Source organism: uncultured Faecalibaculum sp., assembly GCF_910588395.1.
Taxonomy (GTDB): Bacteria; Bacillota_I; Bacilli_A; order Erysipelotrichales; family Erysipelotrichaceae; genus Faecalibaculum.
Window position 1 is genome coordinate 1 of the sequence record NZ_CAJUPA010000025.1, and the last position, 26,981, is coordinate 26,981.

A 26,981-nucleotide genomic window follows, 5' to 3' on the forward strand; every position below is an offset into this window, starting at 1 on the left:
TGATTCAGAAACTTTAGAGGTGCTCAGCGACCTCAACAATATTCGGATATTCTTTATATTTCATCCGGAACTTTTGTCGCGTGTGCGACAAAAGTTCCGGATATTTTGTCGCACACGCGACAAAATATCCGATATAGTAGTTCTGGTGATAATATGCTGAAACGGAAAGTTTATCAAAAACTCCTGGAGTGGAAACGGTCACCCGGAAAAAAAGCTTTATGCCTGACAGGTGCCAGACAAACCGGAAAATCAACCATTGCCAGGGAGTTCGGCCACAACGAGTATGAATGTGTAATTGAAATCAATTTCATTGAGCATCCGGAATATAAATCTGATTTCTCTCTACCGGATCCTGACAGAATTCTTCTTCTGGCAGCTTCCCATGCCGATGTTACTGTCGTTCCCGGAAATACTCTGCTTATTCTGGATGAAATTCAGGAATGTCCGGAGGCACGTACAGCTGTAAAATTTCTGGTAGAGAATGGTACGGTCGATATTCTGGAAACCGGATCGCTGCTGGGTGTTAATCTCCATGAAGTTCGCTCTTATCCTGTCGGATTCGAACAGATCGAACCTATGTTTCCACTGGATTTCGAAGAGTTTCTATGGGCTGTTGGAACAAAACAGGAAACGATCCAGTATCTGCATGACTGCTATACGAACCTGGAGCCTGTTGCAGAATCCCTGCATTCCCGTTTTTTGGAACTCTATTACCGATATCTGATTATTGGAGGAATGCCCGAAGCAGTCCAGATGTATGTGAACACTTTGAATTTGTCTGATGTTAACATGGTCCAAAAAAGAATCATGGATCTGTATCGGCTGGATATCATAAAATATGCCAAAGATGAGGAGAAAATCAGAATCAGCGGCATTTTTGATTCAATCCCTGCGCAGCTGGATGAGAAGAACAAGCGGTTCATTCTGACAAAAGTCAGAAAGACTGCCCGAATGGAGCGGTATGAAAACTCATTCCTCTGGCTGAAGGAAGCTGGGGTAGCTCTTCCCAGCTACAATCTTTCAGAGCTCAAACTTCCACTTCTCCTGAACGAGAAACGAAATCTTTTTCGGCTCTTTCTCTGTGACACGGGACTGCTTGCAAGTACATTTTCGGCAGAAATACAGTATCAGATTCTGCAGGGAAATCTGCAAATCAATTTTGGAGCTGTGGTGGAAAACGCAGTAGCCCAGGCTTTGGTATCCAAAGAACTGTCGCTGCATTATTATGACAACAAGAAGACAGAACTGGATTTTGTTGTCCAGCAGGGCTCTTCTCTGGATATCCTTGAAATCAAATCCGGAAATGACTATGGATCCCATCCATCCCTGACCAGAGTATTGGCAAGTCATGACTCTGAAATCCGACAGGCCATTGTGGTCTGCAAAGGGAACCTGCAGAAATCTGAAAACATCCTGTATCTGCCTTTCTATATGCTCATGTTTTATCAGCAGAAAGATGCTCAGAATTTTGTTCTGCTTCAGGATGCCAGGCGTCTTTTCGGATTATGATTTTCCAGCCATCGAGGACTGACAAATCATCAGAGTCTGCAATCCACCCAAAGACCCGCATCGACGGGTCTTTTCTTCGAAAGGGCATAGACTGTGAGTTTCCTTCACCTGCGCCCTGTCCACCATCGGCACCGGGGATTCACCCCAGCTTCAGAGCCGGCTGCGATTTCAGTTCTTCCAGCTTTGGGCCCGGCACCCCGAAGTTGTCCGCAATCAGTCTGCCGATGGCCGCAAAAGTATCCTGTTCCGGCAGCGGCCCGCCGCATGTCATGGACGGACTCCAGGCCAGCAGCGGCACACGTTCCCGGGTGTGATCTGTTCCTGTCCAGGTGGGGTCATTGCCGTGATCCGCTGTGACCAGCAGCAGGTCATCCTCCCTGAGAGCCTGCATCAGACACGCCAGCTTTTCGTCGAAGGCTTCCACTTCCCGGGCATAGCCTTCCACATTCCGCCGGTGCCCCCATTTGGCATCGAAATCCACCAGATTGGTGAACACCAGGCCTGTAAAATCCCGGTAGGCCAGATCAATGGTCTGTTCCATTCCCTGCACGGAGGAGTCCGAGTGAATCGCCTCCGTGATCCCTTCTCCGTCAAAAATGTCCCGGATTTTTCCCACGGCTATCACCGCATAGCCTGATTCCTTCAAAGCATCCAGCACTGTGGAACCGAAGGGTTTCAGAGCGTAGTCGTGCCGGTTGGCTGTCCGGACAAACTCCCCGGGTTTTGTACCGGTGTAAGGCCGGGCAATCACCCGCCCCACTTTCCACTCCGGGCGCATGGTCAGCCTGCGGGCAATCTCGCAGCAGCGGTAGAGCTCCTGCAGGCCGAAGGTTTCCTCATTGCCGCAGATCTGCAGTACGGAGTCCGCGGAGGTGTACACAATCATGTGCCCGGTGGCAATTTCCTCCGGCGCCAGTTCTTCCAGGATCTGCGTGCCGGATGCGGGACGGTTGCCGATGACCTTGTGGCCGGTTTCCTGTTCCAGGGCCTGAATCAGTTCCGGGGGAAAGTGTTCAAAGGTCTGAAAAGGCGTGTCGATTTCCAGTCCCATCATTTCCCAGTGTCCGGTCATGGTGTCCTTGCCTGCAGATGCTTCATTCAGAAATCCGTACCGTCCCGCCGGATGGTCGGCCGGCTGCTGGTGTGCCAGGGGACGCAGGCTGGACAGCCCCAGTCTGTTCAGGGTGGGAATCCGCCAGTCCGGGGTGGCCTGGGCGATGTGGCCCATGGTATCCGCGCCTTCATCCCCGAACCGGGCAGCGTCCCGGGCACCGCCGGCGCCAAAAGAATCCACCACCACGAGAAAAATCCGTTTGTATCTCACTTTGCCAGCTCCAGGGCCACCTGCATCATCTGCGTGAAGCCGGTTTCCCGTTCCTGGCTGGACAGCCCGGTGCATTCCAGAGGCTTGTCGGAGATGGTCAGCAGACACAGAGCTTTCTTTCCGGCTCTGGCAGCGTTCAGATACAGCGCCGCGGCTTCCATTTCCACGGCCAGGACTCCCATGGATTTCCATTTTTCCAGGGCATCTTCCTGGTCGTTGTAAAAAATATCCGACGACAGGATGTTGCCGGCCTTCACCGGAATTCCCTGCTGACGGCAGATTTCCACCGCCTTCATGGCCAGGTCAAAATCCGCCGTGGGTGCAATGGTGCCGGGCAGCCCGAACTGTTTTGCATACCGGGAATCCGTGCTGGCGGATATGCCCACCACCAGATCCCGCAGAGACAGTGCATCACTCAGGGCCCCGGCGCTGCCAATGCGGATGATGGTGTCCACTCCGTAGATGTTGAACAGCTCCCAGGAATAAATGCCAATGGAAGGCATGCCCATGCCGGATCCCATCACTGTCACCGGGGTTCCCTGCCAGGTGCCGCTGTATCCCAGCATGTTCCGGACATGATTGATTTCCACCGGGTTTTCCAGATAGTTCTCCGCAATGTATTTCGCCCGCAGGGGATCTCCGGGCATCAGGACCGTGGAAGCAATCTGGCCGGGTTCTGCCTGATTGTGTGGTGTGCTCATCGTCAAATTCCTCCTTTTCTTCGATGTTTCAACTGTCTTCATGATATCCGGCAGAGGCCATCCTGACCACACTGGAAAGCACCGGCCGGGATTTTGTCCACTGCTGTTCACCCTGTACAATAAAGCAAAAGGAGCACGAATCATGAAATACAGCCAGAACGGACTTCCTTATCACATCGGGGTCAGTGCGGACCAGATCGGCCGTTATGTACTGCTTCCCGGACACCCGAAACGGGTGAAGAAAATTGCCGCCCATCTCGATGATCCGGTAAAGCAGGGAGACAGCCGGGAATACGAAACCTGGACCGGATCTCTGGAAGGCGTGCCGGTCACCGTGATGTCCACGGGCATCGGGGGACCCAGTGCCGCCATCGGACTGGAAGAACTCTGTGATCTGGGAGCCCATACCTTCATCCGCATCGGGACCTGCGGCGGCATCCAGCCGGAAATCAGAAGCGGCGATCTGGTGATTGCCCAGGCAGCCTGCCGGCAGGAAGGCACCAGCCGGGAATATGCGCCGCTGTCCTGGCCGGCGGTGGCGGATTTCGCTGTCACTGACGCGTTGCATGAGGCTGCCCCGGCAGCCCATATCGGGGTGGTGCAGTCCAAAGACTCTTTCTATGGACAGCATGATCCGGACCGCATGCCAGTGGTGGACCGGCTGCAGGGGGACTGGAAAGCCTGGAAACGGCTGGGGGTGCTGGCCAGCGAAATGGAATGCGCGGCGCTGTTCACCGTCGCTGCGTACCGCCATGTCCGCTGCGGCGCCATTCTGCTGGTGATGGCCAACCAGGAACGGGAAAAAGCCGGACTGGAAAATCCGGTGGTGCGGGATACGGAAGCAGCAATCACCGCCGCTGTAGATGCCCTGCGTTTGCTGATCCGGCAGGAGAAACAGCATGACTGATCCCCGAATCCTGGAAGAAGCCAGACAGGCAGCGCAGAACGCCTATGTTCCCTACTCCCATTTTCCGGTGGCGGCAATCCTGGAACTGCGGGACGGAACACTGCTTTCGGGGTGCAATGTGGAGAACGCCAGTTACGGCCTGTGCATGTGTGCCGAGCGCAATGTCCTGTTCATGTCAGTAGCCTGCGGTGTGCCCAGGGAGGACATCACGTCCCTGACGGTGTATGCACCGACGGACACCCTGACGACTCCCTGCGGTGCCTGCCGGCAGGTCATGACAGAGCTGCTGGAGCCGGAGACACCGGTGATTGTGACCAATGGCAGGCTGGAAAAGCGGTATACAGTACGGGAGCTTCTTCCGGATGCATTTGAAATCGAATAGTGAATCAATCTGATTGAATACAGCCGAATACCATCATGTTTACGCAAAACTGCGCAGAATGCAGATATTCCGCGCAGTTTTTGATTCTGGATAAGAAGACGGTTCACATCTCTTTTTCATAGCGGCTGCGATAGTAAATCGCCGTGCATTCCACAAACAGATACGCAGCCACCAGCATGGCAATCGGGACCAGGCCCACATTCATCAGGGCGAAGGACACCATCAGAGCCCCGAACACGAAGGTCATCACATCCCAGGCACTGGATTTCGCCCGGGCACTGACGGCAATGTTCCGTTCGTCCCGCTGTTCGATTTCCAGACGTTTTTTCTCCTGCGGATGACCGGCCATTACCCCGCCCGTTACCAGACTGCCGGCTCCCTGTCCGAAAAAGCCGCATCCCAGCGCTGTGCAGAGGCTGCACAGAGCCAGGATCCATTCCCCCTGACCCGACAAGTGCTTCATGGCGTACAGACCGGCTGCCATCAGGCCCAGTCCCAGAACAGCGGTGATCACAGATTTGTGTTTCATACAGATTCCTCCTCGTAAATGAATATCTCTTCAATGGTCATGTGAAAGTACCTGGCGATTTTGAACGCCAGCTCGATGGATGGGTTGTACCGGCCTTTTTCCAGGGAACTGACAGTCTGCCTGGAGACTTCCAGGATCCGGGCCAGCTCTTCCTGGGTGATGTCATGCTGACGGCGCAGTTCTTCCAGACGGTTCTTCATGACTTCCCCCTTTTGTAAAGCTCACTTTACATTCACATCATACCCGAGAACAGCCGGTACGTAAAGCACACTTTCCATAACCGTGCGGTTTTCTGTCGCCTGACTTGCCGACTGTTCATTCATATCATTCGGAAAGCACGTAAAAAACCGTGCAGATAACATACATTTCTGCGCGGTTTTCCGGTTCGTATTTCAGCTGCTGCTTATTTGTCTGCCTTTACTTCCACATTGCTGACTTTCCAGTCATCTCCGTCCTTTTCCAGGGTGAGGCGGTAATCCGAGGTTTTGCGCTCGGCATCTGCCATTTTGGCTTCCACCTGTTTGCCTGCATCCGGCAGGATCTGATCCATGAGCCAGGCAAAGGACTCCTCTTCCGTGTGATCTTCCATGTATTTCTGGATTTCCTCGCTGTGATCCACCACCCACTGCTGGGCAAGTTCACTGCCATACTCCTCTGTCATTTCGTTTTCCAGTGTATCCATGGGAATGCCAGTGACTTTGACCATCACCGTGGCTGTATCGCCATCCACCTTCACATCTCCGATTTCATACTTCTCCCAGACCATGCCGTAGGCCTTGAGCATGCTGTCCATGAATGTGTCCATTGTTTCCCCGCTGATGCCCATGGCCTCATAGGCACTCAGGCTGTCCCGGAGCTCTTCCATGGTACCCATGTCCCTGACAGCGGATTCTGTCATGTACTTCGCCGATTCATCCAGGTCACCAGCCTGCTGTGACTTCAGGAAGGCTTCAGCCGTGGTTTTCACCGCTTCGGCTTCCGGGTTGGCGCCGCAGCCCGCCACAAACAGCAGAGTCATGCCCAGCAGGGCAGCCAGAAATTTCTTCATAAAACGACCTCTCTTCTTCTGCTTTCACTATACCGGATAGACAGAACATTTGGAACAAGTCTGTCACATGTTGTACCTTCTTCACACCAGCATCATCCCGGACCGTGTCCATTCCGCCGCATATGTCCCTGCCGCCATGCATCCGTCTGAAGCCTGCCTTTCACATCGCCCGCATGCTGTTATAATCAGTTCGTAAAGGAGAAAGCATGGACCTATATCCCTGTATCATCATCGCCCTGCTGCTGACAGCGGGCATCATTCAGTTCACCATGCCGCATCTGGAAGGCCGGCCCCGGGCGGCGCTGCGGCTGATTCAGACAGCCTGTCTCGTTTCCATGACCTGGCTGCTGACTGCCTTCTGCCGGCTGCAGCAGTATCCCCTCTGGATCTGTGTGGTGGCAGCTGTCATTCTGGTGTATGTGTTCTATTTCACCGGACTGTTCCTTCCGGCGTTTCTGGCTTCCAGAGCCCCGGAGGTTTCCGGAAAGTGGGCCGCGGCTCTGGCATCCCTGGGACGCATCCTGGCGGTATTCACCTTTTTCACCACCCTGCCGACCCCGGAAAACGAAGAAGTCTCGGAGGACCAGATCCGGGAGCTTCTGGCAGAGGCGGACGAGGAAGACATTGACGAACCTCAGAAAGAACTGCTGGAAAATGTCTTCGAGCTGGATGACACCAGCGTGGATGAAATCTGCACCCACCGCTCTCAGGTCGTCTCCCTGAACATGGCGGACAGAGCCGGGAACTGGAAAAAGGTCATTCACGACAACCGGCATACCTTCTATCCCATCATTGGCCGCAACAACGAAGACGTGATCGGCATTCTGGACACCCGGGATTATTTCCGGCTGGAGAAAGCGGATCTGGAAAACGTGATCACCAAGTGCGTGGACAAGCCGCTCTTCGTGGCGGAAAACATGAAGGCAGATGACCTGTTCCGGCAGATGCAGAAAGAGAAGACCTATTTTGCGGTGGTTCTGGATGAATATGGCGGCATGACCGGCATTGTCACACTGCACGACATCATGGAAACGCTCTTTGGCCGCATGCAGGAAGCGGATGAAGCAGCACTGCCGGATGACATCCGGCAGCTGTCTTCGGACTCCTGGGAAATCATGGGATCTGCCAGTCTGGAAGATGTGGCAGACACCCTGCAGATCCGGCTACCGGTGGAAGAGTACGACACTTTCGGCGGCTATGTACTGGGAACCTACGGATTCATTCCCGAGGACGGGACGCAGCTGGAGATTTTTCTGGATCCTCTGGCGGTGCAGGTCTTTGACATCCGGCATCACCGGATTGGCCGCACCGTGGTCCGCCGTCAGCCCGGGCAACGATCAGAACACAAGGAACCAGGACACAGGGAAAAGGAAGGATAAGCGCATCCTTCCTTTTCCTTTTCGATTCTGCAGACTTCTATCCACAGCAGACAAAGCAGCCGGTCATTGTAAATTTATGAAAATCTTACACACTTGTGACTGTAAGCATTCTTTTCATATGGATTTTTACAAATTCTCGGAAATCTGGCGAATGTAACTAGTAGGGGGCATCCTGACTCACCCAGCAGAGCATGCCCCCGTATACGAAGGAGGAAAGTTTTGGGAAAAGAGAAAGACATTCTGGAACGGCATCTGCTGGAGAATCCTGAGGAGCACAAAGAAGCCATGGAACTCATCACCGGGCGCAGGTGGGACATTGATCCTGCTTCCTTCCGCCATTATCCTGTCCACATCCCCCGGGACATGGGCGACACCCTGTCCTTTCTGGAACAGGACTCCGCCATGCTGGTGGTGGATCTGGCTACAGAAGAAGAGCTGGCCATCACCTGCACAGAGAATCAGACAATCGCAGATCCGATCATGGTGGAACGTCTCCTGGCTCATATCGCGAATCAGTATCTGACAAGGGCGAGAGACGGGAAGAAGCCTGTACCAATCATTGCAGGAGTCCTGTATTACGGAGACAAGCCCTGGACAGCCCCGGTTTCCCTGCGGGAGAAGCTGAAGATCCCGAAAACAGGAGACAGCGACTTCATTCTGGACTTCCGGATCCGTGTGGTGGATCTGGGTGCTCTGCCAGATGAGACCATTGAGTCCATGACCACGGATCTGAGGTATTTCGCCGGACTGCTCAAGGCAAAGCGGGAAGGAAGGCGGTATACTGTGAACAGAGGAGAAATCCATCATCCGTTTTGGACGATCAAGGGACTGGCACATTTGAGTGGCATGGAGATTGATGACGAAGAACTTTTGAAGATCAGCGGGTCAAAGGAGGAATGCACCATGGAACTGGCATACACATTTCTGAGCAAGGAACAGGCGGAGGCAGCTCTGCGGCAAGGATTCCAGGAAGGTGAAGCATCGGGAATTCAGAAAGGCGAAAAACAAGGATTCCGGAAAGGCACAGAGCTGGGATTCCAGAAAGGTGAATCCGAAGGAAGAAAGAGAGCTCACCAGCTCTTCTCCTGGCTTCACAAACAGGACCGCATCAGCGAGTATCCGCAGGCTCTCAGTTCTGAACAGCTGTTTGAGCAGTACTGGAATGAAATGCAGAACAGCCTGAAAAACTGATCAGGCACAGTGCAAGGGGCTGCAACTCCCCGTCCGATCCAGTCGGCCGGGTTGTTGCAGCCCCTTTCTGTTTTGAATCCGCCCTCACATCTTCAGGACAATATCGCAGACCGCTTTGGGGTCGCAGGCTTTCAGGTACGCCTCTTCCCGGGGAATCCAGACCCGTTCGAATTCCCGGACTTTTTCCGGACCCATTCGCTGCAGCAGCCGCTGCTTCTGCGTTTCGGAATCAATGTCCGCAAAGATACGGCTGTCATAGAAATCCCGCAGAAGCGGGTGCAGGCTGTATGCCCCTTCCACAATCACCAGATCATCGGGATACAGCGTTTCTTCTTCGCAAAGCTGCTGGCGCACACAGTCAAACCGCCGGGTTTTCACCGGTTTTCCGGCCCGCAGAGGCTCCAGCACTTCCTGGCGGAACCGCAGCAGATCCATGTTTCCGGCAATGCCCGGCTTATGCAGGCTGCGGGGCAGATAATAGTCATCCATGTGAAACACCAGAACGCCTCCACTTTGTTCCAGCTCACTGGCCAGAGTGGTTTTTCCCGCACCGCTGCGGCCGTCAATGGCTGCCAGAATCATCTCAGAAAGCCTGCTGCCGGAAACGAACCACGCCAGCCCGGTGCAGGGCCACCATGGCCATGGGAACAAGAATCAGCTGCAGCACAATGCCCGGCAGCGTGGTCACAAAAGCGGTGCCCAGAAACATCTGCCAGCCAAAGTTTCCGAGTCCCAGCAGAACCACTTCCACCAGCCCCCAGACGATCCGTCCTGCCAGCATGGCGGCAATCAGACAGCGGTACAGTGCCTTGACACACTGGTACTTCGACACCTGCCACAGCCAGCCGGAGACAAGGCCGTAGGTGCCCAGTTCAAAAGCCATGGCCAGTGCTGCGGGGTACATCACCGGCATGCCAAAGAGCGCCGAGCGCAGCAGCGGCAGCAGGAAGCCCACGCCCAGGCCGTACTTCCAGCCGCACAGAAAGCCGCAGAGCAGCACCGGCAGATGCATGGGACAGAGCTGGGAACCAATGGCCGGGATCTGCCCGGTCAGAAACGGCAGCAGCAGCCCCAGAGCCAGCATCAGGCCGGCGGTGGTCATGTTTTTTACGGAATGATTCATCGCGTATCCAGGCAGGGACACCCGGCCGGAAACCTGCCTGCTCCTTTCTCATTTCTCAAACTTTCTTCAGATGGGCATCCACAGTCCGTTTCCGGCACCATATACGTTTATTTTAGGAAACGGATGTTTTTTTGACAACATCCTTTCCGGCATGGCTCTCCATGCCCGCAAGCCGTTTTTTGCACGGTCACCATGCCGGCGCCCCGGTCATCCATCGGCAATGGGCACCGGAACCACCTGTTACAGAAGTACCGGAACTGTCGCAGGATTTACACAGGCTTTACACCGCTGTGATTCCGGCTTTACACAGACTTTCTATAATGACCCTGCCTGCAACCAGGCAAGGAGGCACTATGGACTGGTCAGATAAAATCCTGCGGCTGGCGCTGTCCTGCTGTCTGTTTTTGACAGCGGCCGGGTGTGCAAAACAGCCGGAAACAGCGGCATTTTCCCGGGATCAGGATATTCACCTGCTGATGCGGGAGGATGGATCCGGCACAAGAACCGCTTTTAGCGAGGGAACCGGACTGCTGAAGAAACAGCCGGATGGCAGCATGCAGGATGATTCTGCCATGACAGCGGCGGTGACCAGTTCCACGGCGGTGATGCTGACAAATGTGAAAGACGATCCGGCGGCTGTGGGCTATGTGTCCCTGGGGTCTTTGAATGATTCGGTGCGGGCACTGAAACTGGATGGCGCAGCCTGCGATGGGCCGGATGTGAAAAGCGGCGGCTATCCCCTGGCACGTCAGCTGTATCTGGTGACGGGACCGGGGTCCGGAGAACAAGACCGGGCGTTTCTGTCTTTTGTCTGTTCGGATCAGGGGCAGGAAGTGGTGGCTGCCAGCGGCTGGGTGCCGCTGGATGGCCAGGGGCCATGGCAGCGGCCGGCGGATGTCTCCGGTAAAATCGTGCTTTCGGGATCCAGTTCCGTGGCGCCGGTGATGGAACAGCTGGCGGCTGTCTGGGAAAAGGAAATGCCCCAGGCACCGGTGGAGATCCAGCAGTCGGATTCTTCCACCGGGATCCAGAACGCCATCAACGGGTCGGCGGATCTGGGCATGAGCAGCCGGGGGCTGTCGGAGTCGGAGACTCAACAGGGGGCTGAATCCATTCCCGCGGCACTGGACGGCATTGCCATCATTGTCCATCCCGCCAATCCTGTCCGGGACCTGTCCTTGAGCCAGGTACGGCGCATTTTCTCCGGTGATGCCAGGAAGTGGTCCGATGTCAGCCGGTAACCGCAGGGAGGGCTTTGCCAGAATCCTGTCCGGGGTCTGCGCCTGGATTTCTGCAGCGGCGATCCTACTCATTCTGGGGTTTCTGGTCACGGAAAGCCTGCCGGCGATCCGGCAGATTGGTCTGATGGAACTGCTGACGGGGCTGGTGTGGAAACCCGCGGAGGGAAAATACGGACTGCTGCCCATGATCGCCGGAACCCTGGCAGTGACCGGCGTGGCGGTGGTGCTGGCAGCGCCTCTGGGAATTCTCTTCGCGCTGTTTCTGGCGCATTTCTGCCCGGAAAAACTGCGGCGTCCCATGCGGATGATGGTTTCCGTCATGGCAGGAATCCCTTCGGTGGTCTATGGGTTTTTCGGGCTGGAGGTGCTGGTGCCCTGGCTGCGCACGGTGACCGGAACTTCGGGCATGAGCCTGCTTTGTGCGGGGCTGCTGCTGGGGATGATGATCGTGCCCACCGTCACCGAGCTCTCCCTGTCTTCCATGGAAAACGTGGATCCGGGCTGCTTACAGGGCAGCCTGGCTCTGGGCGCCACACCGGAGCACAGTGCGCTGTTTGCGGTGCTGCCGGCTGCCGGAGCGGGACTGGCCACGGCGGTGGTGCTGGGACTGGGACGGGCTGCGGGAGAGACCATGGCGGTGATGATGGTGGCCGGCAATCAGGCGCTGCTGCCTGGTGGCCTGCTGCGGGGTGTCCGCACCCTGACCGCGAATCTGGCCCTGGAAATGGGCTATGCGGCGGATCTGCACCGGCAGGCGCTGACGGCTTCGGCCCTGGTGCTGCTGGTGATCGTGCTGGTCCTGGTGCTGGGTCTGGCCTGGATGAAACGGAGGAAACACGCATGAGACACATTCATTCTTCCCGGCTGCATGCCGCCGGACTGCAGATGGCCGGCGAAGCCGGCACCGGGGTGCTGCCCGGTCCGGGCCAGCCTGGATTCGTCCCGGCCCCGGTGGGCCGGCGGGCGTCAAAAGCCCCGGGAGAGAATTCGCCGGTGTCCCGGGAAAAACTGCGCCAGTCGGGGATCCTGGCGCTGCAGCGGGTCCTCATTTACGGCTCGGCGCTGGCTGTCACCGGATTTCTGGCGGGACTGATCATCTATGTGGTGATCAGCGCACTGCCTGCTCTGGATCTCTCCCTGTTCTCACCGGTCTATACCCCGGACAACGTTTCCCTGCTGCCGGCACTGATCAATACCGGGGCCATGATCCTGCTGGCACTGCTCTTTGCCCTGCCGCCGGGAGTTATTGGCGCCATCTATCTGACGGAATACACCCGCCCGGGCAGCCCGGTGGCAGCGGCCATTGGCCTGGGAGCAGAGGTGCTCACCAGCGTGCCGTCCATTGTCTTCGGTCTGTTCGGTTCGCTGTTCCTTGTCAGGTTCATGAACCTGGGCATGTCCCTGCTGGCGGGCAGTCTGACCATGGCGCTGATCATCCTGCCGGGTATTCTGCGCACCAGCCAGCAGGCGCTGTCGGAAGTCCCGGACGACCTGCGGCAGGCGAGTCTGGGACTGGGTGCCGGGAAACTGCGGACGATTTTGCGGGTGGTGCTTCCGTCTGCCTTGCCGGGGATCCTCTCCGGCACGATTCTGGCCACCGGTCGGATCACCGGAGAATCCGCCGCGCTGATTTTCACCGCCGGCACCGCCGTGAATCTGGTTCCGGGCCTGGATCAGTCCGCCAGGACGCTGGCGGTTCACATGTATACCCTGGCCGGCGAAGGACTGCACATTCCCCAGGCCTGGGCCACTGCCCTGATTCTGCTGATTCTGGTGCTGGTTCTCAATCTGGCTGCTGCCGGTGCACGGCGGGCCATGGAAAGGAAGATGCGCGGATGACAGACAAGATCACCATTTCCGGCCTGAACCTGTTTTATTCCCAAAACCAGGCTCTGCACAGCATTTCCCTGTCCATTCCCGCCGGAAAGATCACGGCGTTCATTGGTCCCTCCGGCTGTGGCAAGTCCACCCTGCTGAAGACTCTGAACCGGATGAACGATCTGGTGCCCGGCTGCCGTGTGGAAGGCAGCATCCGGCTGGAGGGGCAGGACATTCTCAAAACCGGCGATGTGAATCAGCTCCGGCAGCGGGTGGGGATGGTGTTCCAGAAACCGAATCCCTTTCCCATGAGCATCTACGACAACGTGGCTTACGGCCCCCGGGCGCAGGGCATCCGGGACCGGAAGATCCTGGATGCCCTGGTGCAGGAATCCCTGGAAGCGGCGGGTCTCTGGAAGGAAGTGAAAGACCGGCTGAAATCCTCCGCTCTGTCCATGTCCGGGGGCCAGCAGCAGCGGCTGTGCATTGCCCGGGCTCTGGCGGTCAAACCGGAGGTGCTGCTCATGGACGAACCCACCAGCGCCCTGGATCCGATTTCCACGGCGCACATTGAAGATCTGTGCCTGCGTCTGAAACAGAACTACACCATTGTGATGGTCACCCACAACATGCAGCAGGCCCGGCGCATTGCGGACGACACCGCGTTTTTCTGGATGGGTCACCTGGTGGAATACGGCGATACCCACCAGATCTTCGAAGCCCCGAAAGACGAAAAAACCGCGGCTTACGTCAGCGGTCAGTTCGGCTGATCCCGCTGCCGTCCTTGATCCGGTTTCCGGCCCCTGACCCGGGTCACGATCAGCGGGTCACGATCAATCAAAAGGAAAACGGCCTTCGTTTCCGGTATGGAACTGCTGATTCCATTCCGCAAAGAAGGCCGTTTTTTGATGCTTTCATTCTGATTTGTTCATGAGGGTCTGAACCGGGAATGGTTCAGGCTTTCAGATTCATGGGCTGGTACATCAGGGCAATCTGGTCCATGCCCGTCTGTTCGCAGAAGGCGTACCCGGACTCCGTGGGCGAAATCCCGGCACAGAGCTCCCTGGCCAGGATCCGCCTGGCCTGACAGCCGGTTTTCCCGGACATCCGCAGCGAGTCGTAGGCTGCCTGCATGAATTCCTGCCGGCACAGACTTTCATCCACTGTCTCATACACTTTTCTGATCACATCCAAAGCCGCATTCAGTCTCTTTCTTGCATCTTCATTCATGGCGTTCCCTTTCCTTTGCCCGGAGTGCTGTTGAATCAGTGAAGCGAAAATACGGATTGACGGGTTTACACCGGTCATTTGTTAACCCGGTTAAACCCCTCAGGCAGTTTCATTATAATCCTTTACCCGGGTCAGAACAGGCGCATGCCCGGAAAAGTGATGAAATAACAGTTTATGTTCCAGACAAGAATACACGATACTCCGCCAGACAGTCCGGAGGCATGCCTGGTTTTATGTTCTGTTACAATGAATGCAGTCAATTACAGAGAACGCCTGCGGGTGTTCTTCAGGAAAAGGAATCAGTCATGAAACACAAACGCATTTTCCCTCTCTCCTGGCTGCTGGCTGCAGCCCTGGCGCTGACCGGCTGCACAGCCCCTGCCGGCCAGAGCCGGCCCTCTGACAGCGCACCGGCAGACACGGACTCCTCCGACCCAGCGCAGTCTCCTGCAGTCCAGGTGGATCCGGACTTTACGGCGTACACGGAAGACTACGTCCGCGAAGCCTGTGAAAACAGCTATATGGTCATGCATCAGTACTTTGAACACCCGGAAGCCTATGGCATCGACCCGGCCAAAGCCGAAATCACCCTGGGAACACTGCTTCCTGACGAAGAAGACCTGGAAATGGAAGACGAAATGGCCGCCCGGCTGGATACCTTTGATGTGCAGGACCTGGATCCCACCCAGAAAGTGATCTATGACACCCTGAAATTCCAGTTTGACTATGCCGACCAGGCTTATGACAGCCGGTACAGTTACCTGGACCAGATCTGGAACGAGTACACCAACCCCGCCGACATCCTGGTGCAGACCTTCTCCGAATACGAAATCCGGGAAGAGAAGGACATTGCGCCCCTGGTGACGCTGATCCGGGACACGCCCCGGTTTGTGGACGACTGCTTTGCCTACACCAGCGTGCAGGCAGAGAAGAATCTGCTCATGCTGGACTATGACGGTGTCCGGGAAAAATGCGAAGCGGTCATCGAAGCCGGTACGGATTCCGCCGTCAGCGCCAATCTTCAGGAGGAAATCCAGGAGCTGAATCTGCCCGCCGACAAGGAAACAGAGTATCTGAAACAGGTGAACCAGGCTCTGGAAGATGCCTTCTATCCCCAGTTCGAACGGATCTGCACCGATCTGAAGCCCTTCCAGGACAAATCCCGGGACTTCACCGGTCTGGCGAATCTGGAACATGGCAAAGACTACTACGCCGCCCTGGTCATGGACGCCACCGGCACCACCGACACCCCGGAAGAAATGAAGGAAAACCTGGAGGATGCCATTGCCTCCCTCTCCCTGCAGATGCAGATGATGATGAAGAAAGACCCGGACAGCGTCGCCGAAGCCTCCAGTCTGACCACAGACTTTGAATCCGTGGATGAAATCATGGACTTTCTGGAAACCCGCTATGACCGGGATTTCCCCGGCCTGGAGGCCATGACCTTTGAAGTGCAGCCCCTGACAAAAGAACAGGCCAATCCCGGCGTCATGGCCTACTTCATGATTCCCCCCGTGGACAACACAGCTCCCTACCGCATCCGCTTCAACAGCGTGGACTACGGAGACGACACCCGGGACATCATGCTCTATGACACGCTCGCCCACGAAGGCATCCCCGGCCACATGTACCAGACACAGTACGACCACCAGACATTCATCTATCCCATTCAGTACATGCTGTCAAACAGCGGATTCACCGAAGGATACGCCACCTACGTGGAAGGCCAGGCCAACAAATGGCTGGACGCGGAAGAAAACGCCATCCGTTTCTACAACTGGATGATGATGCTCTCCAACTGCTATACCGCACTGATGGACATCTCCGTGAACTGGGACGGTGTGTCCCTGGAGGAATTCAACGAAGAGTACGGCCCGCTGTTTGGCACTGATGATTTATCCGCTACCTACACCCAGCTGGTGTGCATGCCCTCTACCTTCCAGTCCTATTATTACGGCAACTGGAAAATCATGACCCTGCGCAACCAGGCCCAGAAAGAACTGGGAGACGATTTCGACAACCTGGGCTTCAACCAGGCCCTTCTGCAGAACGGCAGCGTACCCTTTGCCATTGTGGAACAGAACATCCAGGCTTATATCGACAGCGCAAAATAACGCAGACATGCACAGGCGGATCCTGATACCGGATCCGCCTTTTTTCGTATCCTGAAACCAGGAACATTCACCTGGTCATTACAGCTGAATCTGGAAGCATAAAACAACAGGACATTCCCGGAATGCAAGGGTGGCTTTCAGTGACTGTTATGGTCGGGAGCAGCATGTTCCTGGCCTTTTCTATTGGCAGGCATGCGAATAGGATGAGGTCGAAAGACGGAAAGAACAGGGCGTTTTTGGACATAATTGTGATCCATACACAGAAAATGTTCTTCCTTCTTTCCTTTTCGATATCCAGTTTTATCCAAATCGATCCCTTATATGAAAAGGTGAATCTCTATCTAACACGAAAATCGGATGAAAAGGTAAAAGAAGGCAGTGTCTTTCTGGAAAGCAAGGGAAATCATGAATGAATTTGCAGTCGCCATCGATGTATCCAATGGATCCAGTCATTTCAGATGCTTCAAATCTTCCAGCGAACCTTTGGGCCCGTCCTTGAAGTTCAGACACGATCAGGATGGTCTGGCTTTTCTTGAGGAGAGGGTCATGAAACTGCAGGAGAAACTGGCAGCAGAGCCTGTCTTTGTTTATGAAGCCACTGGTGTCTACACCCGGCCTGTTGAACGGTATCTGCTCAGCCACGGCTATCGCATCTGTCAGATCAGCCCCCTGGAATCCGCTGCCCAGAGACGGACTGACATCCACGGAAAGAAAACTGACAAGACAGATCCTGCTTATATTGCCCAGGCTTATTTCTCCAAAACGAAGAAAGCCCCTAAGGAGAAGGAAGATCCCTACTGGCATGCTCTGCGGCTCATGAACCGTGAATACGAGGAAACGATGAATCACCTGAGGACCTACAAGGTATCCTTCCAGTCCACGCTCGCGATCGTGTTCCCCGGATACCAGACGCTGGGAAAGGACCCCTATACACCCATCTCGCTGATAGCCCTGAGACGTTTTCCACATCCCGAGATGATCCTTCACAAGAAGCGGGAGACAGTCATCCGCAGAGTCATGAAAGATACGAGAATGTCTGAAAATCGTGTGGCCAGGTGGGTGGACAAGATGATCAGGCTGGCGCAGACCACTTATCCAGGATGTGAGAAAGATGATCTGGAAGTGGAGCTCCTGATCAGAAAGATTGATGATATCCTGGCCTGTGACAGGCGTTGCAAGGAGATCCTGCAGCAGCTTATCGCCAGGGCTGCCGACAGCGAGTATTTCGAGTGTCTGTGTTCCATCAAGGGAGTGGGAGCCAATCTGGCCGCCAGAATACTGGCGGAAGTCGGAGACATCAGTCGTTTCCGGAATGTAAAGGCTCTGATCGCCTATGCGGGACTTGATCCCCGAAAGAACCAGTCAGAAGAAAAGAAGGGAGAGCATCTGGGGATCTCAAAAAAGGGGAACAGACGACTGCGAACTATTCTGTATCTGGCTGTGACGTGCAATCTGAAGCAGGGGGATCCTTATGATCCGATCAGTGAATACTACAAAAAGAAAAGGCAGCAGAACCACCCACTGGCTCATACTGCCGCTGTAATAGCTGCCTCAGGCAAGCTGTTACGGACCGTCTACGGTATGTGCAATACCAAAACCATGTACCTTAGACAATCTCCATTATAAGGAGCCCTGTCAAAGAGGGGAACAGAAAATCCAAAAACAATTAAAGGCAGACTGGTGGATCTGCCTTTTCGTCGTGCCTGATCTGTAGTACCCAGTCAGAGATTAATTGTGTCGTTTGATATTGATTTTTCTTATCCAATTTCGGTTCTGCCGATGGAGGCCCGAGCCGCCGGTCCTTTGGGTGGAAGAACACCAGACGGAACACAGAAAAAACCGCGCCATCGCGCGGTTTTCCGGACTCAGTCTGTGCTGCGGCCCATGAACAGGGTGTCTCCTGCATCACGCAGGACGTGGAACCCATTTTTCTCGTAAAAATGCACCGCCTGTTTCCGGCTGCTGTCCACCCCCAGGCAGACACCGGGAATTCCTTTTTCCTTCAGCAGGGCAAGCAGGGCTTCCATGAGCCTTGTCCCGGCTTTCAGATTCTGCGCTTCCGGCACAACATTGATGTGGAGATGTGCAGGATAGTCCCTGGCAAATTCCCGGATATAGGACTGGGCTTCCAGAAATGGTTCATAGCTGCCCGGCATCAGGGCTTCCATGGCCGGGGCGTACTCCTGTTCCAGCTGCCGGAAATAGGCATCCGGATCCGTGGCGCAGAGAACATACCCTGCCAGCGTTCCGTCCTCCAGTTCCAGCCCCAGGCTGGTGTCACCGGCATGACAGGGATAGTAATCCACATATTTCAGTGCCGCCAGTTCCCACTGCCGCAGGGTGCGGTCCTGGTGCAGGGAGGCCTTGCGGCTGGCTGCCCGGACAGCCGGCAGATCTTTGGATGTAAGTGTCCGTATCTTCATGTCTGTATTGTACCGCCGGCCAGAAAAAACAGCCCGCCGGCTGTCTTTTCCGATTCTTACAGCAGGCTCTTTCCTGCGCTCCAGGCTTTTCCGGCTTCTTCTGTGAGAACCAGATAGTTTCTGTCCACCGGGTTGAAGCTCAGCAGCTGCATGTTCTGAATGTCCGGGTTTCCATCCGCATCCAGGTACGCTTCATCGCAGGAAATGGCGATGATATCCGCAATGATGTTTCCATTTTCTGTCTGACCTGTAATGCGGCATTCCAGCGTCAGAGGCAGCTGGGCGAATACCGGTGCATCCACATGACCGGCTCTGGATACTGTCCAGCCGGTTCTGGCCACTTTGTCCGGCGTGGTGTTGCCGCTGGCCATGCCCACGTAATCGCAGGCGGTCACCTGGTCTTTTGTCGCGAAGCTCAGTGTGAAGTCTCTGCGGGCCATGATGTTTTTCGTGGTTTTATGTCCTGCGGAGAGACACAGCACCACCTGGGTATCGTCATACTGTCCGGTCCAGGCTGCATTCATGGCATTGGGGGTGCCATGTTCATCATAGGTGCCAATAATGGACACCGGCTGAGGCAGAGCCCAGGCGGCTGGGTTGAAGTGTTTTCTTGTCATGAAAGATCCTCCATATCGCTGTGATGACATTGTACGCCTGAAGGATCCTGATACAGAAAAAAAAAACAGCCATATGGCTGTCTGTTCTGAACTGGCAACTTCCTATTTTTGCCTTGCGGCTATCGTCGGCGTTGACGTGCTTGACTTCTGTGTTCGAGATGAGAACAGGTATTTCCACGTCGCTATCATCACCAGAACAATATCTATTTTACAGATTCCTGCTCTGAAGTCAACAGATTTTTTGAATTTTCAGCCACCGGCAATTCTCTGCTGCCGGAAAACGGTCAGTCCCGGATGATGCCGAATTCTCTGTACAGCCGGTACAGCACCTGAGGATTGTCCAGAGCAGCCAGGAACTCTTCTGTTCTGTCCGCCTTGACCATCATCTGTTTCAGCTGGCTGATCTGCTGTTCCGTTTCTGTTCTTCCTTCAATCAGACCTTCGCGCCGGCCTTCACGTCTGCCATATCGTTCGCCTTTTTCATATACGCCTTGTCCCAGATTGCACATATCCAGCACCTCCTCTTCCACATCCTGTACAGTCGGTATCCCGTAGTCCTCCAGAATACCGAGTCGGTCCACTACGCTCATTGTAGTCGAAAACAACCCGCGGAGTAAATTCCACACCGGCTCTTCTCCGGGCTCCGACTTTGATTCCTCGTTGAATCCCAGGATCACCGTCTGCACCAGCTCCGCCTTTCCCCACATGTCAGGTTCGCCTGTCGTTTTCTCCGTCAGATTATAGGCTGTGATTGTGTTCCTGTTCTGGCCCGCCACGATCCAGATGCTGCATACCGGCATCAGCCGGTCATAGTCTTGCGCCACATACTCCCGGTCTGTCTGACTGGCAATCAGTTCTCCCAGACAGGAAACAGCCCGGGGCAGCAGTTCATAGTTCTTCGGCTTGTCCTTCTGTATCTCGATGTTGATCAGGATCTCTCTGGCTCCCGCCGGTGGCTGTCTGATGGCTGTCTCACACCACCTTCACCGCCGCAAACTCCCGGAGCTGCTCATCCGAGAGCGCCGATACAAAATCCTGCTTGTATTTGAGATACGACTTCAGATCATAAAGCACATGGTACAGAATGGCCCGGGATTCAAACTCCTGACGGGTCCGGGGCAGCGGCTGCCGGCTCATATGCCGGAAGATCTCCTCCAGCATCTTCGTCTGTTCCTGCGGCACTGTCCTGCCCGGCACCGCTGTAGCCAGCTCCTGAATGAATTCCCGGATGATAACCGACTGCTCCGGCATGGACCGGATCTGCCGCAGCTGATAATGCAGGGCATGCACCACGGTCAGCTGCTGTTCCCGCATGGCGAAATAATGCGCATGCCAGCAGTCCCGGACAGGCAGCCGATTTTCCTGAAAGTGCAGAGCGTCATTCACATAGCCGAACAGCTCCGCCTCCATCTCGCCCATGGCAGACCAGATCTCCGTATGCTCCGGCATTTCCCCCATATACCGCACCACTTCCAGCAGCAGATGGGAAAACACGGTTTCTGTATGCAGCACTTTGTCATTCAGATCCTTCTCCATGCCTCTGTAATCCTGAAACATGTTCAGCACATAGGCAATGAACACCCCGATGCACAGCAGCCAGAATTCGTTGATGATCATCCGGGCATTGAACCCGTGGGTAATGCTCAGGTGGGTCGCAATGAGGGCATTCACACTCAGCGTATTCTGAACCTGGCACAGTTCGCACATGGCCACAATGAAAAACAGAACCACCGCAAAGGACACCAGCTGGCTGGATGCCAGCGGCAGAATCACCACACACAGACCGATGGTGCCAAAGAAGGTCAGAAACCGGTGAACAATCAGCTGTATGGTCTGCCGGCGGGTGGTCAGCAGTGTCAGCAGCGTTATGGTACCTGCAGCGGTGGGACTTTCCAGCTGCAGAAACTCCGCCAGGAACACCGCAGCCGCACTTCCCAGACCGATCCGCAGCGAGAGAAGCAGCGCTTTTTTGATCTTCATGTATCTTTTGCTCCATTTCCATTCTTTCAGATTCAGAATATCCGAAAAAAAACCGGCTGTAATCCGAAACCGGCTGCACAGTCTGTCACATGAGCCCAGGCTGCATCCTGCAGGTTCCGGCCCCGGCAACCCGGCTGCTGTCCTGCAGCCCCTGAAGCAATCAGGCCGGGTCATCGGCACCCGGCAGCACAGGACCAAAAGTGCAGGGCGGCTGCGGGCTGTCTTCGGTACAATGAAACCACCTGATGATCATCTGGAGGAAAGAACAAGGACATGAACTGGATCGAAGCACTGCAGAAGGCTGTTTCTCTGATGGAAGCCGATCTGCTCAATGAAATCAGTGTACAGAACATCGCGGATGCCTGCGGCTTTTGCCCGGGGCATCTGCAGAAGGGATTTTCCATGGTGACGGGATACACCTTCGCGGAATACATCCGGAACCGCCGGCTGTATCTGGCGGCCAGAGAGATGCAGGAGACAGACCTGAAGGTGATTGACGCGGCAGTGAAATACGGCTATGAGTCACCGGATGCCTTTGCCAGGGCCTTCCGGCGGTTTCACGGGTTTGCTCCGAGTCAGCTGGGGGAACATTCCGGTGATGTGCGGGTGTTTCTGCCGCTGCAGATCCAGATCACGGTCCGGGGAGGTTATGACATGCACTGTGAGATTCGAAACATTCCGGCTTTCGACGTGATTGGAACTGTGAGCCGGATTCCGGCGGATGAAGACTCATACCAGGTGATTCCGGCGCTGTGGCGGGAGTTCATGACCGGCGACGGCCGGCTGCCGCAGTGCGATGGCAACAGCTCAGCCGCGCAGAAGGCGGTGTGGGAGAACAACATCGGTGAGTTCGGGATCTGCCGGATGACAGGATCCGGGGAGGAATACATGATTGCCGGAAAGTACCGGGGCGGTGAAGTGCCTGCAGGGTACGAGGTGTGGAAGATCCCGGGGCTGACCTGGGCGCAGTTTGACTGCTTCGGGCCTGTTCCGGAGGCTTTGCAGAGTGTGAACCGGCAGGTGTTCAGGTCGTGGCTGCCGCAGAATCCGGACTATGCACCGGATGGAGAGTTCTCCCTGGAGTACTATCCCATGGGCAACACATCCGCGCCGGATTACCGCTGTCAGATATGGATCCCGGTGAAGCGGAAGTAAAGGCGTCTCTTTCAGACAGCCGGCGGAAGACAGCTGCTGTCGCCCTGTGCCGTCCTGCCTGTGTACAGGGCGGTTTTTTCTGCGGTGTCCAAATCTGCCGTTTCAGGAATCATCCAGAGCGGAGATCGAAAAAAAAGACCCGGAGGTCTTTTCAGTTCAGCGTCAGAGCTTCGGGCAGGCCGCTCCAGCTGCCGGTGGCGAAGTCCATGGCGCTGATCATCTGCACTTTGTGCCGGCCATACTGTTCCTGCAGGTCATGGAGCGCGTACCGGATCTGGGGGGCCAGAAGGATCAGGTCATACTGGCTGTCCTCAGCATCCAGCAGCATGTAGCTGCGGGCCTCCACCTGCACCCCGGCAGGTTCCAGCTTATCCTGCAGCAGGGAGGCGTACATGGAGGAAGTGATGCCGCTTGTGCAGCAGATCAGGATCCGCATGCCTTCCTGAACAGTCTGACTGTCCGGGGCGGGGTGCAGGGGCACGCGTTCCAGGAGCACGTCGAAGAAGCTGCGGATGTTATTCATGGATTCTTCATAGTCGAAGGTCTCGAAGTGAAGATAATACACCATGGCTCCGGTTTTCTTTTCCTCGATGTACAGCTCAATGATGTCGTCGTGAAAGGAAATCATGCCCATGTATCTGTCTGTGCAGATGTCAATGCCTTCCCGCCGGGGATTGTCAGAGATGCAGATGTGATCCAGCCGGATCCGGGAGAGTTTCCGGTGAATGCAGACTGCGTTGCGCCGGCTCTGTGACCGGTCCAGATCAAACGTGTTTCTCAGTTCCATGTTCATGTCCTCCTTACACCTGTATTGTAAAAAAGGGCATCTTTTTAGAAAATAAAACCGGATGAATCAGAAACGCCGTTCGCAAACTTCCCGTATCCGGCAAGTCCGGCTGCGAACAGCGTTTCAGTCCGGCGGCTTCAATCAGGCAATTGCCGGAACCGCCGGGTATACTGCGGAAAGATGCCGCATTGGAAAGGGGCGCTGGCTATGCTGCTGACAGACAGAATTCAGGCCACGGCGTTCTCCGCCGGAGAACAGACCGCGGTGGACTACATCATGGAACAGAAGGAAAACATCCGGAACATGACCGTCAAGGAAATCGCCGGGGCCTGCTACTGCGCGCCCAGCACCCTGATCCGGGTCGCCCACAAACTGGGCTTCGAGGGGTGGAACGCCCTGAAGGAGAGCTTTCTGGAGGAAATGGAATATCTGGCCTGCCAGGACTGCGGACAGGACGCGAATGTGCCCTTTGAAGCGGGAGAGACGCCGGTGGGCATCGGGGAGACCATTGCGGCGCTGCAAAGCGAATCCATTGAGGATACCTGTTCCATGCTGGATGCCCTGCAGCTGCACAAAGCCACGGTGATTCTGAAAAACGCCAGGATCATCTATCTGCTGACCCTGGCTCCCAACCGGGAGCTGGCGGGGATGTTTCAGGCGGAAATGCTGCGCATTGACAGAACGGTGGTCATTGCGGACCAGCCGCTGTACACGGCTCTGATTATGGATCCGCAGGACTGTGCCATCATTCTGTCCTATTCCGGGGAGACAGACAGCATGGTGGAAGCGGGGCAGCTGCTCAATGAGCGGAAGATTCCCTTCATCGCCATTTCCAACATCGGAGACACCTCTCTTTCCCGGCTGGCGCAGGCGTCCCTGAAGATGTGCACCCGGGAAAAGCTGTATTCCAAAATCGGCTCCTTTTCCTCGGCGGTTTCGGCTTTCTACCTGCTCTATGTGCTCTATGCCTGTCTCTTCGAACGGGACTATGAACGCAACTTTGCCCGGAAAGTGGAGATATCCCGCCAGGTGGAACGAGTCCGGACAACCACCACATCCCTGATCCAGGAAGAACCGGATCCGGAAGAAAGTCCGGCCCAGTGAGCCTGCCGCTGTTTTGGCAATGCAGACAGTCCTGATGGCTGTCTGTTTTCTGTTGCAGCCCGCATCGGCAGCCGCAAAGAAAAAGGAGCTCCTTTCAAACAGGAAGCTCCATGCAGATCAGAATCTCACTCTGCTTTCGGGGGACGGACATAGGCCCGCAGCATGCCGATGGGTTTGCTGCCGGTGTTGCGCAGGCGCCAGGGTCCCACGTCGGCGGGGATGATGAAGGTTTCGGCGTAGTGAACGGGGAAGGGGTCGAATTTCCCTTCAGGGCTCTCGATCATGGCTTCGTCGCCTTCAATGAGGTTGCACATGTTGACGTTGTCTTCTGTGTTCAGCGTCACTTCGGTGTCAGTCCAGTAGCGGCGGGTTTCAATGAACTCCAGTTCGTGCAGACCGGTGTGCTCTTCCTTCACGGTTTCGGTTTCGGATACCGTCCAGATATTGTTCACAAGATTGTCCATGACCCAGGGTGTCTGGCGGTCCCACTGGATGTTGTTCCGGCCGTGTTCCAGGTGCACGGGGCGGGGCAGACCGTCCAGTCCCAGGCGGCCCCAGTCCCAGAGCTTGAAGGTGAAGCAGTAGGGCGTGGCACTGACTTCCAGCACCATGGAGTCTTCGCCGGAGCAGTGGATGGTGCCGGCGGGGATCAGGAAGTGATCGTGTTTCTTCGCAGGGATCCGGTTGACGAATTTCTCCGCCTCAAAAGGCCGGCCGCCGGCGTTGGCTTCCTCCAGCGCTGCCATCATTTCATCGGGATCCACGCCTTCTTTCAGGCCGAGGTAGACATGGGCGCCTTCCTTTGCGTCAAGGATGTAGTAGGACTCGTCCTGGGTGTAGCCCATGCCGAAGGTCCGGCGGATGTACTCGGTGAGGGGGTGAACCTGCAGGGAGAGATTCTGTCCGCCCATGGTGTCCAGGAAGTCGAAGCGGATGGGGAATTCCGCGCCGAAGCGGCTGTAGACCTGAGGTCCCAGCAGCTGGAGGGGGTGCATGAGCACCAGATCCATGGCCGGGAGCTCCAGGGTGCCGGACCCGAAGTCCAGCAGAATGGCGTTTTCTTCCGGAACACCGTCAAAGCTCCAGGCGTAGTTTTTCGCGTTTTTGTCCAGACCGCAGACTTCCTTCATCCACTGACCGCCCCAGACACCGGGGTCAAAGTAGGGCTTGGTGCGGAAGGGGCCTTTGACGGCCTGTTCCAGACCGTCCCGGACAGCGGTGCCGGTGGCCATATGCGGTTTGTCTCTATTGAGGTCCACAAACCAGTCCACCTGGTCAAAGACCTCTTTTTTGTGCTTGTCGAACACCCGCCATTCAATGAAGAACCCGCGCTTGATTTTCCGGAGCGGATCTTCATCCGGGTTGTCGAAGAAGAAATTCGGCATGCCTTTGCGGTACCGCAGCTGAATCTCCCAGCGGGCCATGTCCCCGTAGAACAGCGTTCCGCCGCTGATCAGCGACGCCCCGGGGCCCAGAACCAGCAGCCGGCTGCCGCCTTCCACCGCTTCCCGGGCTTTCTGCCGCAGCGCGGAAAGTTTTCCTTCGTCCACCAGATCGGTGAGCACGCCGTAGAACATCGTGCCGAAAATCCGGTCTTCCGTGACGTGATGCGCCAGGATCTCTTCCAGGACCGGCCTGTCTTTGAAGATGTCCCGGGCATCCAGCACCACATCAAAGTCCGGCGCCAGGTGTTCCTGTACCGCTTCCTGATCCGCGCCGGGATACAGGTCGAAGATCACGGGACTGGCTGCCTGTGCCACGCGAGCCTTCAGCGCCTGCCAGCCGGCGGCATAGTCCTGTTCATGTCCGGTGACATGGATCGCCGGAAACTTGTCATACTTTACTTCCATTCGATGGTCCCCTCCTTTGTTTTGTAGCACCGTGCCGGGAACGGCATGGCTTCCACCGCGGCGTAGTCATGTCCGGCGTCTGCCGCCCAGCAGCACACCACTTCCAGATCCTGGCTGCCGGTGTTGATCAGACGGTGGGCCAGTCTGCCGGGAATGTGGTGCAGGGATCCGGGTTTCATTTCCTCGGCCCAGGCCCCACCGGTTTCATCCATGAACAGCAGCAGACCCGTGCCTCCGGTGCACCAGTAATACTCCGCGGCGTCTCTGTTCTCGTGCCAGTGGCCCCTTGTCATGGCGCATTCCCCGTTCACCGTCACCGGATGCACCACCGACAGCCCCCAGTTCAGCTCCCCAGGACAGGGATCCTCTGTTTTCGCATAGACTTCATAGAGCACCATCTCCGGGTCTTCCCCGGTGACGTCCGCAAAAAACGCCGTATCCTTCAGCTTTTTCTCTGAACGCACAACCCCCTGGCCCTCCAGCCGGTGACTGTGAACCAGCGCAGCAGGAATCACTTTCATTGCCTTCACCTGTACCCTTTCCCTGTTTGGCGGACCCGGGAATGGAGT

General features: G+C 55.9%; 28 protein-coding genes, 1 rRNA gene and 1 pseudogene. 14 read left to right on the forward strand and 16 right to left on the reverse strand.

Annotated elements, in window-relative coordinates:
- Positions 1 to 153 precede the first annotated feature (153 nt).
- Positions 154 to 594: pseudogene (locus QZ305_RS11805) on the forward strand (AAA family ATPase); the annotation flags it as partial.
- A 195-nt stretch (positions 595 to 789) separates the two neighbouring features.
- On the forward strand, positions 790 to 1,509 hold the full coding sequence (locus QZ305_RS07805; RefSeq protein WP_294731167.1) for a DUF4143 domain-containing protein: 720 nt from the start codon (positions 790 to 792) through the stop codon (positions 1,507 to 1,509).
- A 139-nt stretch (positions 1,510 to 1,648) separates the two neighbouring features.
- Here QZ305_RS07805 and QZ305_RS07810 read toward each other — a convergent pair whose 3' ends face one another.
- Together QZ305_RS07810 and deoD are read right to left on the reverse strand one after the other, a co-directional pair.
- Positions 1,649 to 2,833 carry a phosphopentomutase gene (locus tag QZ305_RS07810; protein ID WP_294731168.1) on the reverse strand — a complete coding sequence of 395 codons (1,185 nt, stop codon included), beginning with the start codon at positions 2,831 to 2,833 and terminating at the stop codon, positions 1,649 to 1,651.
- Entirely contained in the window at positions 2,830 to 3,534 is a 705-nt protein-coding gene (gene deoD / locus QZ305_RS07815) for a purine-nucleoside phosphorylase (RefSeq protein ID WP_294731169.1), read from the reverse strand. Before deoD ends, QZ305_RS07810 begins: the two co-directional genes overlap by 4 nt.
- Before the next feature lie 142 nt (positions 3,535 to 3,676).
- On the opposite strand from deoD, the gene udp reads away from it, so the two are divergent.
- Positions 3,677 to 4,441 (forward strand): uridine phosphorylase, encoded by a 765-nt coding sequence (gene udp, locus QZ305_RS07820; RefSeq protein ID WP_294731170.1) that lies wholly within the window; start codon positions 3,677 to 3,679, stop codon positions 4,439 to 4,441.
- Positions 4,434 to 4,823, forward strand: a complete 390-nt coding sequence (gene cdd, locus QZ305_RS07825) for a cytidine deaminase (protein ID WP_294731171.1) — start codon at positions 4,434 to 4,436, stop codon at positions 4,821 to 4,823. The genes udp and cdd overlap by 8 nt, the downstream gene beginning before the upstream one ends.
- 103 nt (positions 4,824 to 4,926) lie before the next feature.
- On the opposite strand, the gene QZ305_RS07830 is transcribed toward cdd, so the two are convergent.
- The 3 genes from QZ305_RS07830 to QZ305_RS07840 all read right to left on the reverse strand — a co-directional run bounded on the left by QZ305_RS07830 (position 4,927) and on the right by QZ305_RS07840 (position 6,400).
- Positions 4,927 to 5,352, reverse strand: coding sequence for a hypothetical protein (locus QZ305_RS07830; protein ID WP_294731172.1), 426 nt, complete (start codon positions 5,350 to 5,352; stop codon positions 4,927 to 4,929).
- Positions 5,349 to 5,552 carry a helix-turn-helix transcriptional regulator gene (locus tag QZ305_RS07835; protein ID WP_294731173.1) on the reverse strand — a complete coding sequence of 68 codons (204 nt, stop codon included), beginning with the start codon at positions 5,550 to 5,552 and terminating at the stop codon, positions 5,349 to 5,351. Before QZ305_RS07835 ends, QZ305_RS07830 begins: the two co-directional genes overlap by 4 nt.
- A gap of 203 nt (positions 5,553 to 5,755) precedes the next feature.
- On the reverse strand, positions 5,756 to 6,400 hold the full coding sequence (locus QZ305_RS07840) for a hypothetical protein (protein WP_294731174.1): 645 nt from the start codon (positions 6,398 to 6,400) through the stop codon (positions 5,756 to 5,758).
- 206 nt (positions 6,401 to 6,606) lie between these two features.
- Between QZ305_RS07840 and QZ305_RS07845 the strand changes: the two genes are divergently transcribed.
- Together QZ305_RS07845 and QZ305_RS07850 are read left to right on the forward strand one after the other, a co-directional pair.
- On the forward strand, positions 6,607 to 7,779 hold the full coding sequence (locus QZ305_RS07845; protein ID WP_294731175.1) for a hemolysin family protein: 1,173 nt from the start codon (positions 6,607 to 6,609) through the stop codon (positions 7,777 to 7,779).
- A gap of 219 nt (positions 7,780 to 7,998) precedes the next feature.
- Positions 7,999 to 8,970 carry an Rpn family recombination-promoting nuclease/putative transposase gene (locus tag QZ305_RS07850; RefSeq protein WP_294731176.1) on the forward strand — a complete coding sequence of 324 codons (972 nt, stop codon included), beginning with the start codon at positions 7,999 to 8,001 and terminating at the stop codon, positions 8,968 to 8,970.
- Positions 8,971 to 9,054: 84 nt separating this feature from the next.
- Here the strand turns inward: QZ305_RS07850 and QZ305_RS07855 are convergent, their stop codons facing one another.
- Both QZ305_RS07855 and QZ305_RS07860 read right to left on the reverse strand, forming a co-directional pair.
- Positions 9,055 to 9,552, reverse strand: coding sequence for a uridine kinase (locus QZ305_RS07855; protein ID WP_294731177.1), 498 nt, complete (start codon positions 9,550 to 9,552; stop codon positions 9,055 to 9,057).
- A 1-nt stretch (position 9,553) separates the two neighbouring features.
- Positions 9,554 to 10,093: an ECF transporter S component gene (locus QZ305_RS07860; RefSeq protein ID WP_294731178.1), complete on the reverse strand. Its 540-nt coding sequence runs from the start codon at positions 10,091 to 10,093 to the stop codon at positions 9,554 to 9,556.
- Between the two features lie 353 nt (positions 10,094 to 10,446).
- Between QZ305_RS07860 and QZ305_RS07865 the strand changes: the two genes are divergently transcribed.
- Genes QZ305_RS07865 through pstB form a run of 4 tightly spaced genes read left to right on the forward strand, consistent with a single transcriptional unit; the run spans position 10,447 to position 13,922 of the window.
- Positions 10,447 to 11,334 (forward strand): substrate-binding domain-containing protein, encoded by an 888-nt coding sequence (locus tag QZ305_RS07865; protein ID WP_294731179.1) that lies wholly within the window; start codon positions 10,447 to 10,449, stop codon positions 11,332 to 11,334.
- Positions 11,321 to 12,178 (forward strand): phosphate ABC transporter permease subunit PstC, encoded by an 858-nt coding sequence (gene pstC, locus QZ305_RS07870; RefSeq protein ID WP_294731180.1) that lies wholly within the window; start codon positions 11,321 to 11,323, stop codon positions 12,176 to 12,178. The genes QZ305_RS07865 and pstC overlap by 14 nt, the downstream gene beginning before the upstream one ends.
- Positions 12,175 to 13,173: a phosphate ABC transporter permease PstA gene (gene pstA / locus QZ305_RS07875; protein ID WP_294731181.1), complete on the forward strand. Its 999-nt coding sequence runs from the start codon at positions 12,175 to 12,177 to the stop codon at positions 13,171 to 13,173. Before pstC ends, pstA begins: the two co-directional genes overlap by 4 nt.
- Complete coding sequence (pstB, locus tag QZ305_RS07880) at positions 13,170 to 13,922, forward strand: phosphate ABC transporter ATP-binding protein PstB (RefSeq protein WP_294731182.1); 753 nt, start codon at positions 13,170 to 13,172, stop codon at positions 13,920 to 13,922. The genes pstA and pstB overlap by 4 nt, the downstream gene beginning before the upstream one ends.
- Positions 13,923 to 14,106: 184 nt before the next feature.
- On the opposite strand, the gene QZ305_RS07885 is transcribed toward pstB, so the two are convergent.
- Positions 14,107 to 14,382, reverse strand: a complete 276-nt coding sequence (locus tag QZ305_RS07885; protein ID WP_294731183.1) for a hypothetical protein — start codon at positions 14,380 to 14,382, stop codon at positions 14,107 to 14,109.
- Between the two features lie 305 nt (positions 14,383 to 14,687).
- Here QZ305_RS07885 and QZ305_RS07890 point away from each other — a divergent pair, with 305 nt between their 5' ends.
- Together QZ305_RS07890 and QZ305_RS07895 are read left to right on the forward strand one after the other, a co-directional pair.
- Positions 14,688 to 16,496 carry a DUF885 family protein gene (locus QZ305_RS07890; RefSeq protein ID WP_294731184.1) on the forward strand — a complete coding sequence of 603 codons (1,809 nt, stop codon included), beginning with the start codon at positions 14,688 to 14,690 and terminating at the stop codon, positions 16,494 to 16,496.
- Positions 16,497 to 16,901: 405 nt separating this feature from the next.
- Positions 16,902 to 18,122 carry an IS110 family transposase gene (locus QZ305_RS07895; RefSeq protein ID WP_294731185.1) on the forward strand — a complete coding sequence of 407 codons (1,221 nt, stop codon included), beginning with the start codon at positions 16,902 to 16,904 and terminating at the stop codon, positions 18,120 to 18,122.
- Positions 18,123 to 18,361: 239 nt separating this feature from the next.
- On the opposite strand, the gene QZ305_RS07900 is transcribed toward QZ305_RS07895, so the two are convergent.
- The 5 genes from QZ305_RS07900 to QZ305_RS07920 form a co-directional block, all read right to left on the reverse strand.
- Positions 18,362 to 18,919 carry a GNAT family N-acetyltransferase gene (locus tag QZ305_RS07900; protein WP_294731186.1) on the reverse strand — a complete coding sequence of 186 codons (558 nt, stop codon included), beginning with the start codon at positions 18,917 to 18,919 and terminating at the stop codon, positions 18,362 to 18,364.
- A 56-nt stretch (positions 18,920 to 18,975) separates the two neighbouring features.
- Positions 18,976 to 19,536: a flavin reductase family protein gene (locus tag QZ305_RS07905; RefSeq protein WP_294731187.1), complete on the reverse strand. Its 561-nt coding sequence runs from the start codon at positions 19,534 to 19,536 to the stop codon at positions 18,976 to 18,978.
- Positions 19,537 to 19,625: 89 nt separating this feature from the next.
- Positions 19,626 to 19,732: ribosomal RNA gene (rrf, locus tag QZ305_RS07910) — 5S ribosomal RNA — on the reverse strand.
- 88 nt (positions 19,733 to 19,820) lie between these two features.
- On the reverse strand, positions 19,821 to 20,360 hold the full coding sequence (locus tag QZ305_RS07915; protein WP_294731188.1) for a hypothetical protein: 540 nt from the start codon (positions 20,358 to 20,360) through the stop codon (positions 19,821 to 19,823).
- Positions 20,361 to 20,508: 148 nt separating this feature from the next.
- Positions 20,509 to 21,516, reverse strand: a complete 1,008-nt coding sequence (locus tag QZ305_RS07920) for an aromatic acid exporter family protein (protein WP_294731189.1) — start codon at positions 21,514 to 21,516, stop codon at positions 20,509 to 20,511.
- A 273-nt stretch (positions 21,517 to 21,789) separates the two neighbouring features.
- Between QZ305_RS07920 and QZ305_RS07925 the strand changes: the two genes are divergently transcribed.
- Complete coding sequence (locus QZ305_RS07925; RefSeq protein ID WP_294731190.1) at positions 21,790 to 22,671, forward strand: AraC family transcriptional regulator; 882 nt, start codon at positions 21,790 to 21,792, stop codon at positions 22,669 to 22,671.
- A 151-nt stretch (positions 22,672 to 22,822) separates the two neighbouring features.
- Here the strand turns inward: QZ305_RS07925 and QZ305_RS07930 are convergent, their stop codons facing one another.
- Positions 22,823 to 23,458 carry a PTS sugar transporter subunit IIB gene (locus tag QZ305_RS07930; RefSeq protein WP_294731191.1) on the reverse strand — a complete coding sequence of 212 codons (636 nt, stop codon included), beginning with the start codon at positions 23,456 to 23,458 and terminating at the stop codon, positions 22,823 to 22,825.
- Between the two features lie 180 nt (positions 23,459 to 23,638).
- Between QZ305_RS07930 and QZ305_RS07935 the strand changes: the two genes are divergently transcribed.
- Entirely contained in the window at positions 23,639 to 24,562 is a 924-nt protein-coding gene (locus QZ305_RS07935) for a MurR/RpiR family transcriptional regulator (RefSeq protein ID WP_294731192.1), read from the forward strand.
- 125 nt (positions 24,563 to 24,687) lie between these two features.
- Here QZ305_RS07935 and QZ305_RS07940 read toward each other — a convergent pair whose 3' ends face one another.
- Complete coding sequence (locus tag QZ305_RS07940; RefSeq protein ID WP_294731193.1) at positions 24,688 to 26,412, reverse strand: class I mannose-6-phosphate isomerase; 1,725 nt, start codon at positions 26,410 to 26,412, stop codon at positions 24,688 to 24,690.
- Entirely contained in the window at positions 26,403 to 26,933 is a 531-nt protein-coding gene (locus QZ305_RS07945; protein WP_294731194.1) for a glucose-6-phosphate isomerase family protein, read from the reverse strand. Before QZ305_RS07945 ends, QZ305_RS07940 begins: the two co-directional genes overlap by 10 nt.
- Positions 26,934 to 26,981: the final 48 nt, after the last annotated feature.